The sequence below is a fragment of the Paenibacillus sp. FSL H8-0315 genome, from assembly GCF_038005365.1.
Lineage (GTDB): Bacteria > Bacillota > Bacilli > Paenibacillales > Paenibacillaceae > Paenibacillus_AQ > Paenibacillus_AQ odorifer.
The window spans coordinates 6,064,264-6,080,867 of sequence record NZ_JBBOTA010000001.1; the positions used below are offsets into that span (position 1 = coordinate 6,064,264).

Sequence of the window (16,604 nt, forward strand, 5' to 3'; positions counted from 1 at the left end):
TTGTGTTTCTAACCTGATGTGACTTTAAGCAGCCGAATAATGGAAGGAGTAACCGAGAATAATACTACAATGTTTATGAAAAAAGGAGGGGAGCTTGTTGAACATCAACGGGTTAACTAAAAGAAATAAATCCGGTAAGGGACAGCAAGCAGACCCGGCGGGTTCAGGTTCTGGAGCCAGATTAACCATTCATCTGGAGCAGACACTAAACAATATCATTACCGAGCTGGGAGATAGTCCGGATCTTAGAATCCGCCAGGTAAAGCTTGGTGAGCAATCCTTTGTTGAGGCTGCTGCGGTACATCTTAATGGTCTAGCTAAGACAGAAACCGTTAATCAATTTGTAATGGGTTCATTGCTCTCTATTACGGATGAGATGCTCAAGGAAAGTAATACTGCAGCAAATAATCTGAATGACCTCATCTTAAACCGTGCCCTGGAAATAGGTGAAGCGCAGCTGCAGGAGGATTGGAACGAGGTGCTGCTCGGAATTCTTTCTGGGAAGACACTGATTCTCATTGAAGGTTATGACAGTGGCATCATGTGTGAGACTGAAGGAGGGGAAGCTCGTTCTGTCACCGAACCCTCGACTCAGCTAGTTGTGCGTGGTCCAAAGGATAGTTTTGTTGAATCTTTGGCTACGAATGTCTCATTAATACGCAGAAGAATAAGATCACCCAAACTAAGGCTCGAGCATGTGAAGATCGGGTCGGTAACTCAGACCGATGTGGCTTTAATGTACATCAAGGATACTGCGGACGAGAAGCTGGTTGAAGAAGCTAGAAAACGGCTGCAACAGATTAATGTAGATGCCATCATGGAATCCGGTTATATCGAAGAGCTGATTCAGGATAAGACCTTTACCCCTTTTCCAACGATCAATAACAGCGAGCGGCCAGACGTGGCTGCAACGAATCTGTTAGAAGGGAGGGTAGTGATTGTCGTTGATGGCACCCCCTTTGTATTGATTTTGCCTGCGGTTTTCACTCTTTTTTTTCAGTCAGCTTCGGATTATGCGCAAAGGTTCGATATTGCTATTCTGATGCGAATTATTCGGTATATCAGTTTTATCGTGCTTATTCTAGGGCCTTCCGTGTATATAGCTTTGACGACGTTTCATTATGAGATGATCCCTACGACTTTGCTGATCAACCTGTTATCGCAACGAGAAAATGTGCCTTTCCCCGCTTTTGTCGAAGCTATTCTAATGGAAGGTGCGTTTGAGATCATCCGGGAAGCGGGAGTAAGAATGCCGCGTGCAGTTGGGCAGACCGTATCTGTAGTAGGTGCTCTGATTCTTGGTCAGGCCGTGGTAGAGGCTGGAATTATTACGCCCGTTATGGTGATTGTGGTCGCGTTGACCGGGATTGCGAGCTTTGCCATTCCAGCGTATAACATGGCGATTGCGGGCAGAATTATCCGCTTTGGTTTTTTGATATTGGCCGGTATGTTTGGTTTTTACGGGATTACATTGGGTTTAATCGTATTGGTTGCACATATGAACAGTCTGCGGACTTTTGGCGTTCCTTATTTGTCTCCAATCGTGCCTTTGTCATCTAGAGGTCAGAAGGATGCTGTCTTAAGGCTGCCTTTGTGGGCGCTTGGCACAGCAGAACCAGCTCCTGCTACTGCGCAGCAAGGGAACATTTCAGAAGGGAAGGAGATCACAACCGGACATGAACAGAACCTATCTCCAAAAATTCTTGATAAGACTAAAGGGACACAGTCGCATAAGAAAGGAAAGCAAGATTCTGAGTAAATGCAATTTTTTCTTAGCAGGACTTTTACCTTGCGTATTGATCTGTCTTAGTCTCACAGGCTGCTGGGATAGTGTGGAATTAAACAGAAGAGCCATCGTTTCGGGTGTGTCCATAGATAGAGGACCTACAGAAGAAGAGAAATACGTAGTATCCTTTCAGGTTATCGTTGCTGACGAAATCTCTGGGAAGAACGCTAGAGGGACTTCACCTGTTTCGGTATATAAAGGTAGCGGCCGCTCTATGTTTGAAGCATTAGCCAATGCCTCGCGTCAGACTGCACGTTTTTTGTCTTTAGGACATATTCGGGTAGTCATCATTTCCGAGAAGTTCGCGCAAGAAGGCATCAAGGATATCATGGATGTGCTGGAAAGGGAAAGTGAAACCCGGCTGACAAGCCTGATTTTTATTTCCAAGGGACAGCCTGCTAGTGAATGTATGACGACTATGACCGTGTTCGGAAGAATTCCATCCAACGATTTGGTGGAAAAGCTGCAGACGACCTCTAAACAATTCGGATATAACTATCGGATGGAGGTGGATGATATTATCCGGGGGATACAGGTTCCTGGTGGAGGGCCAGTGATCAATGGCGTGCTAGTGACTGGAGATTTGGAGCAGAGGGAAAGTAATGATAATTTAAAAAAAATAAGACCGGAGGCCATAATAAAAGTTACGGGTCTTGCAGCTTTTAAAGAAGACAAGCTTAAAGGGTGGCTGCAAGGGGAGGAGGCGATCGGTACCGTTTTGCTTAAGAATAAAATCTCTCAGATGCCGGTACTGGTCTCGATAGGTGAGAATGATTATATATCGTTTAATGTGTATTTATCACAGGTACATATCCACGCTGATGCGAAAGACATAGAGCATCCTATCTTCACGATTAACGTCACTCAGCAGGCTGGATTAAAGGAATCGCCCAATGGCTTGGATCTAACAGATCCAACGGTGTTAAATAATCTTTCGAAGCTTTTGGAAAAGAATATTAAAGAACAGATTCGTGCTGCCATAACAACTGCCCGTTCGTTAAAAAGTGATTATCTAGGTTTTGGTGAAGCAGCAGAAAGAGCTAATCCACGTGGCTGGAAACAAGTAAAAGATCATTGGGACCGTATATTTGAAACCTGCCAGATTAATATCAATACGGATGCTGTGATCAGGCATACGGATATGCGGAGTGATTCCTTTCAGTCCAAGTATAAGTAATGACGATAAAGGAGGAGCAGTTATGGGAAAAATAAAAATAGGACTACTCCAATTTTTCACGTTGACTTTGTTGTTTGAACTTGGAACAGCACTGGTAGTGAATCTTGGGATGGAGTCTGGTAAAGATGCGTGGATATCCATACTGCTCGGAAATTTGATCGGTTTGATTATTTTTTCGGGGTACACTTATTTATACAGAAAGTTTCCGGATCTCCCCTTAACGGCATATACCCGCAAGCTGCTGGGAAGATCCTTAGGTACGGTGATTTCCGTTCTCTACATTATCCTTTTTCTCAATTTAGCGGGTCGTGATTTACGGGATGGCAGTTCCATGCTGGTTATGGCTACTATGCACCGCACACCGTTGTTTATCATATCTACATTGATGATCTTATCTTCTGCGTATGTTTTGCATAAAGGAGTAGAGGTGTTATCCCGAACTTCATTGGTATTCGCAACTCTCGTAATGCTGATAGGTATATTTTGCTCGATTATGCTGATGTTATCGGGCTCCATTAATTTGAATCGATTGCTTCCTGTTTTTGAGAATGGGTTCCAGCCTGTGATCGAATCTGTCATTCGCCAGAACTATATGTTCCCTTTTGGTGAAATGATTTGTTTTACCATGCTAATGCCCTATCTGAACAATGTTAAAAAAGGTCCTTGGGTCATCGGAGCAGGGATATTTGTTTCAGGTTTGCTCTTAAGTCTGACTATGATGCTGAATATCTCCGTGCTGGGCACAGATATTGTGAAACGTTCACCCCTCCCTCTGATGCCCACGATTAGCAAGATTTCAATCTCTGATTTTATTCAACGTGTGGATATTCTAGTAGTTATGGTGCTGATTATCGGCGTTTTTTTCAAAATGTCAGTGTTTTTTGCGGCGGCACTTATAGGAATTTCCGAATTGTTCAAAATTCCTTACCGGAGAATGGTCTATCCCTGTGCTCTGATCATTCTGTTCAGCTCGATGTTGAACGCGCGGAGCTTTACTGAACATATTAATGAGGGCGGGAGATTGTTATATACGATTTTCCCCTTCTTTATGGTGTTGATCCCTGTAATTCTTGTCATTGTTGCGGCGATAAGAAGTCATCTTTCCCCGCCACGTTCTGGTTGATGTCCTGTTTTCCAGTAGTAGATATCGGGGATGAACAAGCAGAGCAGCAAAATAAAAGCCGTTGCTTTCTCAGAGGCGGTATAGAATAGATAATTAAGGATATAGCCGACGTTACCCAGCCCATAGCCATACAGCCAATCTAGCAAATAAATATACAATAAGCAGAGAGTGGCTAGCAGTAAAGATACAGCGTATTTTCGGATCAGAAACTTTCTTGTTTTTTTCTTCAAAGTATTCTCTCCTTTATGGAAATATCAGCATTAACGTTAGTATGAAGCTTTTTATAGATGAACATGCATGGTGGATATTTTGGTCTAAATGCATTTCTTTTGGAAAGCTTATCATCCATACCGATTTATGTTACATTAGTATGAAACTAAAGTTAGAAACTAATGTGGCAGGGGAGGATCTTGTTGTGAAGCCGGATTTACGTTCCGCATGGGGAAATAAAGTATTAGTCGGAGACGGAGCGATGGGCACCTACTTATATCAGAAGGGTTTCCCGGTCGGCATTTCCTATGAAGAATTGAATTTGACCTCTCCGGGGGTAATCGAAGATGTTCACCGCAGCTATATTGAGGCAGGGGCAGTGCTGCTGGAGAGCAACACCTTCTCGGCGAACTATGACAGGCTCTCTAAATATGGTCTAGAATCTAAGGTTGAGGAAATCAATCGAGCCGGGGTTAGAATCGCTCGCCGGGCTGCTGGAGATCATGGGTATGTATTAGGAGCTGTAGGATCTATTCGCGCGGGCAAACGTGCGAATCTCTCTTCCACAGAGCTGAAAAAATATTTTACACAGCAGATTGCTGCATTGTTAGAAGAGAACGTAGATGGCATTATGCTGGAAACCTTCTACGATGTTGAGGAACTGCATTTAGCTCTAAGAACACTCCGCAAGATCAGCTCGCTTCCTGTAGTTTGCCAATTAGCTGTCGATGAAACAGCACGCACATTAGATGGATTAACTTTGCCGGAAGCTTTTCGTATCCTGGAAAGCGATGGCGCTGATGTTATCGGATTTAACTGTAACACAGGCCCGAACGGAATGAAGCGGGCGCTCAAAGCTGTACAAGGGAGTCTGGTTTTGCCAGCTTCTGTGTATCCAAATGCGGGTGTAGCGGATTATGTTGACGGAGAATACCGGTACGGGGCTTCTCCAGAATATTTTGGGCAAATGGCGCAGACTTTTGCGGAGATGGGCTGCCGGATAATCGGTGGTTGCTGTGGTACAACTCCGCAGCATATCGCAGAAATCTCGTCTGCACTGAAGAATTATGTACCGCAACCGCTTCCTAAACCGTTGCCACCTACTGTGGAGCGTGTATCGCTGCAAGATAATTTTGGCGATGATAATAGAGAGGGTAGAGAGCCGAACCTGGTTGATCTGGTAAAGGAACGACATACGGTTATTGTTGAGCTTGATCCACCTCGTGAATTGGATATCGCAAAGTTTATGCAGGGTGCAGAAGCGCTAAGAAGAGCAGGCGCGGATGCGTTGACACTCGCCGACAACTCTCTGGCTGTTACACGGATGAGCAATATGGCGTTGGGGCATTTGGTGCACGCTAAAACCGGACTTCGTCCGCTAGTGCATATTGCTTGCCGGGATCGTAATTTGATTGGTACTCAATCCCATTTGATGGGTTTTGATGCGCTTGGAATTGATCATGTGCTGGCCGTAACAGGTGATCCTGCGAAATTTGGAGATCTTCCCGGCTCAAGCTCGGTTTATGATTTAACTTCTTTTGAGATAATTAGAATGATCAAGCAGCTGAATGACGGGATTTCCTTCTCAGGTAAACCTTTGAAACAGAAAGCGAATTTTGTAATCGGAGCTGCGTTTAACCCGAATGTTAAACATTTGGATAAGGCAGTGCAACGTCTGGAGAAGAAAATCGCCTCTGGTGCCGACTATATTATGACCCAGCCTGTCTATGATCAGGAACTTATCGTGAAGATAGCTGAGGCAACAGCACATCTGGAAATCCCTGTATTCATTGGGGTTATGCCACTGGCAAGCGGACGAAATGCAGAGTTTCTGCATAATGAGGTTCCCGGTATTCAGCTTACGGACGATGTCCGCAACCGGATGAAGGGACTTGAAGGGGAAGCTGGAAGAGCAGAAGGTGTCGCTATCGCTAAGGAACTGTTAGATGTTGCTACTGCCCATTTTAATGGGATCTATCTGATGACTCCGTTCATGTTCTACGATATGAGCGCACAGCTAATGGAGTATGTGTGGGAGAAATCAGGACGCAAATTGTCCCCCTTGTTTCGCTAGTAATAATCAATTACAATAGTGTAATGGATGTGATTCCGTTGTCATTTAGCATGACCGGATACGGTCAATCGTCCCTGCAATTCGGCGGCTACAAGATTATGTTCGAAGTGAAATCGGTGAATCACCGGTACTGCGAAGTTGTACTGCGGATGCCCCGGGATTGGACGGGTTATGAGGATGTGTTGAGAAGAAAGGTTCAACAGCACATCAAACGGGGAAGAATAGATGTTACCATCAATAGAGAGCACGATGAGTCGACTGTTAGACCGGTTCTGAATCACTCTGCTGTAATGACCTATCTAAAGGCAGCAGAGCAGCTTAAGAATGAATATGGTTTGAGTGGTGAGTTGACTTTACGTGATATACTTTCTATACCCGGTATTATGGACAGCAAAGACGAGGCTGCGGGTGCCGTGTCTGCGACATTAGAAGACTACTCCGAAGTATTGGAGGCGGGACTTGAGCAGTGTTTGCAGTCTCTGCTGGAGATGCGCGCCCGTGAAGGAAGTTTTCTAGCCGCTGATATTGAACAGCGCCTGAACCATCTTGAGAACATGCATGCTGAAATGGTTGAACTTGCACCTGTCGTAATCATTGAATATCGAGAGAAACTTCGACATCGATTAAATGAACTAAATGATGGGACGTTCGCTTTTGATGAGCATAAATTTGGGATGGAGATCGCTATTTTTGCAGATCGCTGTAATATTGATGAAGAGTTGACCCGGTTGTATAGTCATTTCGAGCAATGCAGAGCCCTCCTGAAGGGGAAAGGACCGGTAGGACGCAAACTGGATTTTCTCATTCAGGAGATGAACCGTGAGACGAATACAATCGGATCGAAATGCAATCATCTAACTCTCGTGGGTCTTGTGCTAGATATGAAAGCAGAACTGGAGAAGATTCGAGAACAAGCTGCGAACATAGAGTAATCGGGAATAGGTAATAGCATAGAACTTTATGGGGGGAACTACCGGAACATGGCAATCAAACTTATTAACATTGGCTTTGGAAATATTGTGTCTGCCAACCGCATTATTTCTATCGTCAGTCCGGAATCTGCACCAATCAAACGTATTATCCAGGAGGCACGTGATCGGCATATGTTGATCGACGCCACCTATGGCCGACGGACTCGTGCCGTAATCATTACAGATAGTGATCATGTCATCCTATCGGCTGTACAGCCGGAGACTGTGGCGCATCGCTTATCCAGTAAAGATGACGACAACGACGAATAACAACTAAATGGAGTGTATTATGTCAAAAGGATTGCTCATCATATTATCCGGACCTTCCGGCGTAGGTAAAGGTACTGTTTGTACAGCACTACGTCCGAAGATGCCCGAACTTGTCTACTCAGTTTCTGCTACTACTCGCAGTCCGCGTGCGGGTGAGGAAGATGGCGTCAACTATTTTTTCAAAAGCAAAGATGAATTTATGGCAATGATCGAAGCCGATCAATTGCTTGAATACGCGGAGTACGTAGGTAATTATTACGGTACTCCACGTGATTTTGTGGAGAGAACTCTCAATAGCGGCAAAGACATTATTCTCGAAATTGAGGTTCAAGGCGCTCTCAAAGTTAAAGAGAAATTTCCTGAAGGGATTTTTGTGTTCCTTCTTCCTCCATCCATGGACGAGTTGAAGGACCGCATTCGCGGACGGGGTACTGAGCATCCAGATGTGATCGATCACCGCATGACTGTAGCGGAGGATGAGATCAACTTAATGCAGCATTATGATTATGCTGTTGTGAATGATGAGATTGATCTGGCTTGTAAGAGAATAGAAAGCATTATTATCGCCGAACATTGTAAAGTCAGATAATTTATGCTGAAGGTCAAATGTATTAACAGTAAACTATGAAGAGGTGTCCCAGTGCTATATCCATCCATTGATGAAATGATGACTAAGGTTGACAGTAAGTATTCGCTCGTTGTCGCTGCTGCACGTCGTGCTAGACAATTGCGTGAGGGTGGCAAGACAGATGTGAAGAATCCTAGATCGCATAAATTTGTTGGTGTTGCTCTTGAGGAAATTTACGAAGATCGCATTACTCTAACCCGCGGTGAAGAGTAGTCTCAAGCATAAGTAATAATGACCTATTGTAGAAACGGATGCCGCCTATTTGTTTTGAGGCGCTGCCGTTTCTTCTTGGGTTATGGAGCATTTACGGGTCTTAAATTTATGATGAAAGCCCAGAACCGGGCTCTTTATGACAACCGGAAGGTTGTTATTTTTTTCTCGTCGTAAAGATAGCCATTCGTTGTAAGAGTAGGGAACAGGGGGGAGATCATGTTGAAGAGCTTGAAGGGGAAGACTATTTTACTTGGGATCACAGGAGGAATTGCTGCTTATAAAGCGGCGTCCTTGACCAGTAAGCTTGTCCAAAAAGGTGCCGAGGTCCATGTCATTATGACAGCTTCGGCGAAGCAGTTCATTACAGAATTAACTCTACAGTCACTATCGAAGCAACGAGTATACAGCGATACATTCCAGGAGAGAGATCCATCCTCCATTTCACATATTGATCTGGCAGATGCTGCGGATCTTGTGCTGGTAGCACCCGCGACCGCAAATATGATTGCCAAAATGGCGCACGGGATCGCCGATGATATGTTATCTACAACGCTGCTAGCTACTACGGCTCCTATTATGGTTGCACCAGCTATGAATGTTCATATGTATCAGCATCCAGCTGTACTTAATAATTTGAATATTCTCGCTACTCGGGGCATTCAATTTATTGAGCCTGGTGAAGGACTGCTGGCATGTGGATACGTTGGCAAAGGTCGGCTAGAAGAGCCAGAGGCTATTGTGAGTGTGGTTGAGAATTTTTTTGCACATCAAGCAAGCGTCGCATCCAAACCTCTTGTGGGTAAAAAAATCGTCATCACAGCGGGTGGAACGGTAGAACGCATTGATCCAGTACGTTATATCTCCAATGATTCATCAGGTAAAATGGGCTTCGCATTAGCACGTGCTGCGCGCGCAATGGGAGCTGAGGTAACGTTGATTGCTGCGCGTACAGATGAGGCCCCTCCACAGGATCCAGAGATTTCAGTCATTCGTGTTCAATCTGCACAGGAAATGTATGAAGCAGTTACCGCACAGTGGGACAGCTGCGATATTATGATCAAGGCGGCGGCTGTATCGGATTACCGTCCGAAGCATAGTGAGCCTTCTAAGATTAAAAAAAGCGGAGAGACGATGACGCTTGAGCTTGTGAAGACAACGGATATTCTGGAAACACTCGGTAAGAACAAAAACAAGCAGTTTTTGGTTGGCTTTGCTGCGGAAACGGGCAATACGGAATTTTATGCTAAGGACAAGCTGGTCCGCAAAAACTGCGATCTCATCGTTGCTAACAATGTAGCGGCTGCAGGAGCCGGATTTGGAGCGGATACGAATATCGTTTCGATATATGATGTGAATGGATTGGTGCTTGAATTGCCACAATTGTCGAAGGATGAGGTTGCTCGTCGTTTGCTGACGCTCGTGGCAGAGCGAATTACTGGAGCTTCATTATAATGGATATCGCCAAGGTCATTGTGGATGTGCCTGTACGCAGCACTGACCGGCCATTTGATTATAGTATTCCAGAATCCCTGAAATTATGGATTGAAGTGGGCAGTCGGGTAGCCGTTCCGTTTGGGCACCGGACAGTCCAAGGTTTTGTAGTTTCTTTAGAATCAGGCGAGACCCTAGTGAATCCTAGCCTGAAGCCAATCCAAGAAGTGTTGGATCTGCTCCCGCCTTTATCTCCTGAATTAGTTGAGCTTGCGGACTGGATGAGTAAAAGATATGCATGTAGACGAATTTCAGCACTGCAGGCGATGTTGCCCACCGCTCTAAAAGGGAAGGCAGAACGGCTGATTTCACTTGGGGATGTGCAGGAAGAGACAGCATTTCCAGAGGATGAATTGTTCCCAATGTTTGCGGACACAGGGGATGAGGAACGGCTAATCACAGAATTTATTGGACGTAGTGGCGAAGTTTCCATGAAGCAGCTTACTCGTGCATTTCCTGAGGCTGCTGAGACGGTGAAGTTCATGCTGCGGCGTGGAGTACTTATAGAGAGTCAATCCATTAAGGATAAAATGGGCAAGAAAAAGCTCAAGGCAGTCGATCTGGCGATAGGTGTCACTGCTGCCCGGGAGGCTTTGAACAAATTTCCGAAAAAATCAGCACGCCAGAAGGAAGTTCTGAGCTTTTTAGTTGATATGGAAGCTACACTCCCCATGGCCCTTAAAGAAGTTTTGTCTGCACTCCAAGTAACGGCAAGTACTGTAAAGGCCTTGGAGGAAAAAGGATTTATCGAGATCAGTGAAATTGAAGTCTATCGCGATCCTTATCAAGGGCGAGATTTTAAACCTACCGCACCTCTACCGCTCACAGCGGAACAAGAGGTCGTATATACAAGGATTTCTCGAACCGTAGAAGAGCAGCTTCACGAAGTATTTCTGCTTCATGGCGTTACGGGTAGTGGTAAGACAGAGATCTATTTGCAGTGTATTAAACGTTGTTTAGATCAGGGTAGACAGGCTGTTGTTCTTGTTCCAGAGATTGCTTTAACGCCACAAATGGTGGAGCGGTTTAAGGGACGGTTCGGCAGCGGGGTCGCGGTTATGCATAGCCGGCTGTCTGTTGGTGAGCGATACGATGAGTGGCGTAAAATCCGTGAAGGAAAGGCCACAGTCGCTGTAGGCGCAAGATCGGCCGTGTTTGCTCCTTTCTCCAACTTAGGACTGATTATTATGGATGAAGAACATGAGACCTCTTATAAACAGGAGGAGAATCCGAAATATCATGCCCGTGATGCTGCTATTCGTAGAGCGGAGCAGTGTGGGGCAGCTGTGATTCTTGGATCTGCCACGCCTTCGCTGGAAAGCTATCATGCTGCAAGATCGCAGAGTGATATTCATTTTTCACCGGTACTGCTGGAGATGCCTACCCGTGCGCTTGGAAATGAACTTCCAAAGGTGAACGTAGTAGACATGCGGGAAGAGCTTAAAGAAGGCAACCGTTCGATGTTCAGCCGAAAGCTTCATTCAGCACTGGAAGAGAGGCTGGAACGCGGAGAACAGACCGTGCTGCTGCTTAACCGTAGAGGTTTCTCCACCTTTGTCATGTGTCGTAGCTGTGGTTACGTAGCCGGTTGTCCAGAATGTGATATCTCACTAACATATCATAGCCGTAGTGACAATTTGCGTTGTCATTATTGTGGCCATGCTGAACCAGCACCTAAGCTTTGTCCGGAGTGTGGGAGTGAGCATATCCGGTTTTTCGGAACGGGTACACAGCGGGTGGAAGAAGAGCTTGGTAAGCTGTTCCCAGGCATACGAGTGATTCGTATGGATGTGGACACAACAACAGAAAAAGGCTCACATGAGAAGCTGCTGAACCAATTCCGGGACAAAAAAGCGGATGTTCTCCTGGGGACTCAGATGGTAGCAAAGGGACTGGATTTTCCAGATGTCACTCTTGTTGGTGTAATCACAGCAGATTCAGCGTTGAACCTGCCCGATTTTCGCGCAGCAGAGAAGACATTCCAATTGCTTACACAAGTTGCAGGCAGAGCAGGCCGGCATCAGCTTCCAGGCGAAGTGGTCGTTCAGTCCTATACGCCAGAGCATTATTCCATTATTCATGCCAGCGGACATGACTATCTCTCTTTTGTACGTGAAGAGCTGAAGCATCGTAGAGGCCTCCATTATCCGCCGTATTGCAGACTCATCCTGGTCACATTGTCTCATGAACAGCTGCCGCTTCTACTGCGGATGGCAGAGAATTATGCTCTGAATCTTCAAGGAAAAGCCAGACAGCTAAGATGGTATGGAAGTCTCGATAAGCTAACCAGTGATGTGTTAGATCTGTTGGGTCCTGTGGCTTCACCTATCCCTCGATTAAAGGGTAGATATAGATTCCAGTGTATGATAAAATGGCGCGGCGCCATCGATGTAATTGGACTTGTCCGCCAAGTGGCTGAAGAGTTAGAGGATTCTGTACGGGATACTGGTCTTCAGATCAGCATTGATGTGGATCCGCAGATGTTGATGTAAATCCGTATCATGTTACAATGTAAAAAAAGAGCTTTATCAATTGACTTTAAATATAGAAATGTTCAGAACGGGAAGGTGTTTTGTAATGGCTATACGTTTGATCGTTAAGGAACCGGATGAAGTATTGCACAAAAAAGCTAAAGAAGTAGCTGTAGTTACTCCTAATGTTAAAAAATTGCTGGATGATATGGCACATACGATGTATGACGCTGAAGGAGTAGGGCTGGCGGCACCCCAAGTCGGAATTTTGAAACGTCTAATTGTGGTGGATGCGGATGAAGAGCATGGATTGATCAAAATGATTAACCCTGAAATCATCAGCATGGAAGGTGAACAGCTAGGACCAGAAGGATGTCTTAGTATTCCTGGCTTGAATGGTGATGTACGCCGTGCGGAGACTGTAACTGTACGTGGCCTTAACCGTGAGGGAAAAGAGATTACGATAACCGGCAGTGGTTTACTTGCCCGGGCTTTTCAGCATGAGATTGACCATTTGAATGGAGTTCTGTTTACAGATATCGCTGAAAAAGTGTACGAGATGACTGCTAACGAGACTGAGGAGTGAGGAATATGAAGATTGTTTTCATGGGAACTCCAGCCTTTGCGGTGCCAAGCTTGCAAATGCTGGTAGATGAAGGCTATGAAGTTGTAGCTGTCATCACCCAACCGGATCGTCCGCAGGGGAGAAAAAAGATCTTGGCTCCTTCACCAGTTAAGGAAGCCGCATTAGCTCTCGGATTACCTGTGCTTCAGCCTGAACGCATGCGTCGTCCTGAGGCAGTCGCTGAGCTGGCTGTATATGAGCCGGATTTGATCGTCACGGCTGCTTATGGTCAAATTTTGCCTAAAGCTGTGTTGGACTTACCGCGGAATGGTTGTGTGAATGTACACGGTTCGTTGCTTCCTAAATATCGGGGAGGTGCTCCGATTCAGCGTAGTATCATCAATGGTGAGAAAGTGACCGGCGTTACTTTGATGTATATGGCGGAAGGGCTGGATACCGGTGACATGATCTCTCGTGTCGAAGTGGCTATTGAGGCTGAAGATACCTCTGGAACTCTTTTTGATAAGCTAAGCCTAGCGGGACGAGATCTGTTAAAGTCTGAAATGCCACGTTTAGTGAGTGGAAAAGTTCAAGCTGTTCAGCAAGACGATAGTGAGGCAACTTATGCTCCTAACCTTAATCGCGAGGATGAACGTTTGGATTGGAACGCGAGCTCGCGTGATAACTATAATCGAATTCGTGGATTAGTTCCTTTTTCCGGCGCATTTACGCTCTGGAATGGTGAGACCTTTAAAGCTTGGGCTTCTAAACTGCCTGAAGAGCAGAAAGCAAGCGATAGTGCTCCAGGAACGGTGCTTTCTGTAACCGAGCAAGGTGTCGAAGTGAAAACAGGTGACGGAAGTCTGCTGCTGACAACGGTTCAACCTGCTGGCAAAAAAGCAATGAGTGCGGCCGATTTTAGCCGTGGTGCTGTTATGAAGCCAGGGACGGTGTTAGGTTGAGCGGCGGTGGAAATGGTGTTGGCCGATCAGCAGTAAATCCTAACGCTGGGAAGAGACAGGGGAACAATTCCAAAGCAGTTGGCAACAACGGCAGAGCTGGCAATAAGGGTAAGGTTGCCCCTGCTTCTGCCCGGGAAATCGCGCTTGATATAATGGTTAAAGTTGAGCAGCAAGGTGCATATAGCAATTTGCTGCTCAACAGCAGTCTACAGAAGGCGACACTTAGCAAAGAAGATGCCGGACTGGTCACAGAACTTGTTTATGGCTCTATTTCGCGGATGAACACCTTGGATTATGTGCTTGAAGGATTTGTTAGTAAAGGGATAGCTAAACTACAGCCATGGGTCCGTAATTTACTGCGGTTAAGTTTATATCAAATTATGTATCTGGATCGTATACCGTCCCATGCAGCTGTAAATGAGGCTGTTAATATAGCGAAGAAAAAAGGCCACCAGGGAATCTCAGGGATGGTTAACGGTGTGCTGCGCAGTGTGTTGCGCGCTGGTGATCTACCGGTTCTGCCTGAGGGGCTGAGTCAAGCGCAGCGGATATCGATATTATACTCACATCCGTTGTGGTTAGTGGAACGTTGGATTACCGAGTACGGTGTCGACACGGCGGAAGCGATTTGTGCATCTAATAATGAGCCGCCTGCGGTCAGCGTACGTGTGAATACAACGATGATCAGTCGTGAAGCTCTGCTGAACCAGATGATTGAACAAGGTCTGCAAGCTTCAGCATCTGAGGTTAGTCCCTATGGCATTGTTGTGAAAGGCGGCGGAAACCTGGCGCTCACCTCTTGGTATCGTGATGGATATCTCTCCGTTCAGGATGAGAGTTCTATGCTAGTAGCTGAAGCGGTAGCTCCGGAGCCTGGGATGAGGGTGCTTGACTGCTGCGCTGCTCCGGGGGGCAAAACAGCACATATGGGCGAGCTCATGAAAGATGAAGGATCAATTTACGCTAATGATCTGCATTTGCATAAAGCGAAATTGATCTCAGATCAAGCAGAACGTTTAGGTCTTGATTGCGTATCTACAGGCAGTGCAGATGCGCTGGAGCTGGAGCACACTTTAGAGCATCAATCCTTTGATAGAATTCTTCTCGACGCACCTTGTTCTGGACTCGGCGTAATTCGCCGTAAGCCAGACCTCAAATGGCGTAAGCAGCCGGAAGATGTGGCTAGCGTAGCGTCATTGCAACGGCAATTGCTGCAGTCGGTCTCTAAACTGTTGAAACCGGGTGGCATTCTGGTATATAGTACCTGTACTACTGAACAAGCGGAAAATAGTGAAGTAGTAGCTGACTTTTTGAAGCAGAATCCTGACTTCACCGCTGTAACTTTTGCCTCCCCATTATGGGACAGGCTGGAGGGTACTGCGCTGGCTGAGGGTGAGGGAATTCAGCTGCTGCCTCATCATTATGGGAGCGACGGGTTCTATATTTCCAAGCTGCAGAGAGTCTTGTAATATAGCGAATTTTCTGACAATTGTAGTATCCTCCGCCCGCCGGGCTACCGTACGGCGGGCGTTTTCTTTTACCGTCTCTGAAATTTGTGTTAAAATAGGAAGAATGAGAAATAATACGCATATCCTTATGAAAGAACAGGTGTAGATAATAATGAAACCTTTAATATATGATTTTTCTTTAGAAGAGTTACAACAGTGGGCGAAAGACAATGGTGAGCCTGCTTTTCGTGGTGGACAAATTTTTGATTGGCTGTATGTAAAACGTGTGAATGACTTCGAAGCAATGAGCAATTTGTCCAAAGGGCTTCGCCAGAAGCTGAATGAACAATTCTCTATTGCAGCGCTAACTGAAATTACTAAAATGGAATCTAAAGATGGAACTGTAAAATTCCTGTTTGGATTGCATGACGATCATGCTATCGAAACAGTTATCATGAAACATAATTATGGCAATAGCGTTTGTGTAACAACCCAAGTAGGGTGCCGAATCGGCTGTACTTTCTGTGCCTCCACACTCGGTGGATTAAAACGGGATTTGACAGCGGGAGAAATTGTAGCTCAGGTTGTTCGTTCCCAACAAATCCTTGATGCGCGCGGCGAACGTGTCAGCAGCATTGTTATCATGGGTACTGGTGAGCCGTTTGAGAACTATGATGCAACAATGAGATTCCTGCGTCTTATGATTCATGAGAAGGGCCTAAATATCGGACAACGGCATATTACTGTTTCCACCAGCGGTATTGTACCGAGCATTTATAAATTTGCAGAAGAAGATACCCAGATCAATTTGGCGATTTCGATTCATGCGCCTAACGACGCCTTGCGTTCAAAGCTAATGCCTGTTAACCGCCGTTTTCCGTTTGATGATGTAATTGAATCATTGCGTTATTATCAAGCTAAGACGGGACGACGTGTCAGTTTTGAATATGCCTTGATCGGCGGGGTAAATGACCAACCGGAGCATGCTGAGGAATTGGCCGGGGTGCTTAAGAGCATGTTGTGCCACGTCAATTTGATTCCGGTAAACCATGTGCCTGAGCGAAAATATGTACGTACTTCACGCAATGATATCTTTGAGTTTCAACGTATTTTGGCTGATAACGGGGTGAATGTTACTATTCGCCGTGAGCAAGGCCATGATATCGCGGCCGCATGCGGACAGCTGCGTGCCAAACATATGGAGTTGGGGTGAGG

At 45.7% G+C, this 16,604-nt stretch carries 15 protein-coding genes; 14 read left to right on the plus strand and 1 reads right to left on the minus strand.

Going from position 1 to position 16,604, the window contains the following annotated elements; translation table 11 throughout:
* The first annotated feature begins 97 nt into the window (after nucleotides 1–97).
* The 3 genes from MHB56_RS26325 to MHB56_RS26335 are packed head-to-tail and all read left to right on the plus strand — an operon-like array spanning nucleotide 98 to nucleotide 4,086.
* Nucleotides 98–1,759, plus strand: a complete 1,662-nt coding sequence (locus MHB56_RS26325; RefSeq protein WP_076280822.1) for a spore germination protein — start codon at nucleotides 98–100, stop codon at nucleotides 1,757–1,759.
* Nucleotides 1,677–2,963: a Ger(x)C family spore germination protein gene (locus MHB56_RS26330; RefSeq protein WP_081383232.1), complete on the plus strand. Its 1,287-nt coding sequence runs from the start codon at nucleotides 1,677–1,679 to the stop codon at nucleotides 2,961–2,963. Before MHB56_RS26325 ends, MHB56_RS26330 begins: the two co-directional genes overlap by 83 nt.
* 22 nt (nucleotides 2,964–2,985) lie before the next feature.
* The gene (locus tag MHB56_RS26335) at nucleotides 2,986–4,086 is read left to right on the plus strand and encodes a GerAB/ArcD/ProY family transporter (protein ID WP_076129140.1); all 1,101 of its coding nucleotides are present in this window, start codon (nucleotides 2,986–2,988) and stop codon (nucleotides 4,084–4,086) included.
* Here the strand turns inward: MHB56_RS26335 and MHB56_RS26340 are convergent.
* Nucleotides 4,059–4,316, minus strand: coding sequence for a hypothetical protein (locus MHB56_RS26340; protein ID WP_341144188.1), 258 nt, complete (start codon nucleotides 4,314–4,316; stop codon nucleotides 4,059–4,061). The genes MHB56_RS26335 and MHB56_RS26340 overlap by 28 nt on opposite strands.
* Nucleotides 4,317–4,501: 185 nt before the next feature.
* Here MHB56_RS26340 and MHB56_RS26345 point away from each other — a divergent pair, with 185 nt between their 5' ends.
* From MHB56_RS26345 to rlmN, 11 genes are all read left to right on the plus strand, one after another.
* Nucleotides 4,502–6,370, plus strand: a complete 1,869-nt coding sequence (locus MHB56_RS26345; protein ID WP_341144189.1) for a bifunctional homocysteine S-methyltransferase/methylenetetrahydrofolate reductase — start codon at nucleotides 4,502–4,504, stop codon at nucleotides 6,368–6,370.
* Between the two features lie 38 nt (nucleotides 6,371–6,408).
* Nucleotides 6,409–7,302, plus strand: a complete 894-nt coding sequence (locus MHB56_RS26350; protein ID WP_076129143.1) for a YicC/YloC family endoribonuclease — start codon at nucleotides 6,409–6,411, stop codon at nucleotides 7,300–7,302.
* A gap of 48 nt (nucleotides 7,303–7,350) precedes the next feature.
* Nucleotides 7,351–7,611, plus strand: coding sequence for an extracellular matrix/biofilm regulator RemA (gene remA, locus MHB56_RS26355; protein WP_006209218.1), 261 nt, complete (start codon nucleotides 7,351–7,353; stop codon nucleotides 7,609–7,611).
* Nucleotides 7,612–7,630: 19 nt separating this feature from the next.
* Nucleotides 7,631–8,200, plus strand: a complete 570-nt coding sequence (gmk, locus tag MHB56_RS26360; RefSeq protein WP_076129144.1) for a guanylate kinase — start codon at nucleotides 7,631–7,633, stop codon at nucleotides 8,198–8,200.
* A 51-nt stretch (nucleotides 8,201–8,251) separates the two neighbouring features.
* Complete coding sequence (rpoZ, locus tag MHB56_RS26365) at nucleotides 8,252–8,452, plus strand: DNA-directed RNA polymerase subunit omega (protein ID WP_036686188.1); 201 nt, start codon at nucleotides 8,252–8,254, stop codon at nucleotides 8,450–8,452.
* 216 nt (nucleotides 8,453–8,668) lie between these two features.
* Nucleotides 8,669–9,904: a bifunctional phosphopantothenoylcysteine decarboxylase/phosphopantothenate--cysteine ligase CoaBC gene (gene coaBC / locus MHB56_RS26370; protein WP_076189878.1), complete on the plus strand. Its 1,236-nt coding sequence runs from the start codon at nucleotides 8,669–8,671 to the stop codon at nucleotides 9,902–9,904.
* Nucleotides 9,904–12,435 carry a primosomal protein N' gene (gene priA, locus MHB56_RS26375; RefSeq protein WP_076275857.1) on the plus strand — a complete coding sequence of 844 codons (2,532 nt, stop codon included), beginning with the start codon at nucleotides 9,904–9,906 and terminating at the stop codon, nucleotides 12,433–12,435. The genes coaBC and priA overlap by 1 nt, the downstream gene beginning before the upstream one ends.
* Nucleotides 12,436–12,520: 85 nt before the next feature.
* Nucleotides 12,521–13,000: a peptide deformylase gene (def, locus tag MHB56_RS26380; protein WP_036686193.1), complete on the plus strand. Its 480-nt coding sequence runs from the start codon at nucleotides 12,521–12,523 to the stop codon at nucleotides 12,998–13,000.
* A gap of 5 nt (nucleotides 13,001–13,005) precedes the next feature.
* Nucleotides 13,006–13,941 carry a methionyl-tRNA formyltransferase gene (gene fmt, locus MHB56_RS26385; RefSeq protein WP_341144190.1) on the plus strand — a complete coding sequence of 312 codons (936 nt, stop codon included), beginning with the start codon at nucleotides 13,006–13,008 and terminating at the stop codon, nucleotides 13,939–13,941.
* A gap of 152 nt (nucleotides 13,942–14,093) precedes the next feature.
* Nucleotides 14,094–15,410, plus strand: a complete 1,317-nt coding sequence (gene rsmB / locus MHB56_RS26390; protein ID WP_445667764.1) for a 16S rRNA (cytosine(967)-C(5))-methyltransferase RsmB — start codon at nucleotides 14,094–14,096, stop codon at nucleotides 15,408–15,410.
* Between the two features lie 151 nt (nucleotides 15,411–15,561).
* Nucleotides 15,562–16,602 carry a 23S rRNA (adenine(2503)-C(2))-methyltransferase RlmN gene (rlmN, locus tag MHB56_RS26395; protein WP_036686196.1) on the plus strand — a complete coding sequence of 347 codons (1,041 nt, stop codon included), beginning with the start codon at nucleotides 15,562–15,564 and terminating at the stop codon, nucleotides 16,600–16,602.
* Nucleotides 16,603–16,604: the final 2 nt, after the last annotated feature.

Bases quoted from the DNA above. Each gene is read 5' to 3' on its own strand.
- coaBC (WP_076189878.1), top strand. From the start codon at position 8,669: ATGTTGAAGAGCTTGAAGGGGAAGACTATTTTACTTGGGATCACAGGA.
- def (WP_036686193.1), top strand. From the start codon at position 12,521: ATGGCTATACGTTTGATCGTTAAGGAACCGGATGAAGTATTGCACAAA.
- priA (WP_076275857.1), top strand. From the start codon at position 9,904: ATGGATATCGCCAAGGTCATTGTGGATGTGCCTGTACGCAGCACTGAC.
- remA (WP_006209218.1), top strand. From the start codon at position 7,351: ATGGCAATCAAACTTATTAACATTGGCTTTGGAAATATTGTGTCTGCC.
- MHB56_RS26335 (WP_076129140.1), top strand. From the start codon at position 2,986: ATGGGAAAAATAAAAATAGGACTACTCCAATTTTTCACGTTGACTTTG.
- MHB56_RS26330 (WP_081383232.1), top strand. From the start codon at position 1,677: ATGAACAGAACCTATCTCCAAAAATTCTTGATAAGACTAAAGGGACAC.
- rlmN (WP_036686196.1), top strand. From the start codon at position 15,562: ATGAAACCTTTAATATATGATTTTTCTTTAGAAGAGTTACAACAGTGG.
- rsmB (WP_445667764.1), top strand. From the start codon at position 14,094: ATGGTTAAAGTTGAGCAGCAAGGTGCATATAGCAATTTGCTGCTCAAC.
- gmk (WP_076129144.1), top strand. From the start codon at position 7,631: ATGTCAAAAGGATTGCTCATCATATTATCCGGACCTTCCGGCGTAGGT.
- fmt (WP_341144190.1), top strand. From the start codon at position 13,006: ATGAAGATTGTTTTCATGGGAACTCCAGCCTTTGCGGTGCCAAGCTTG.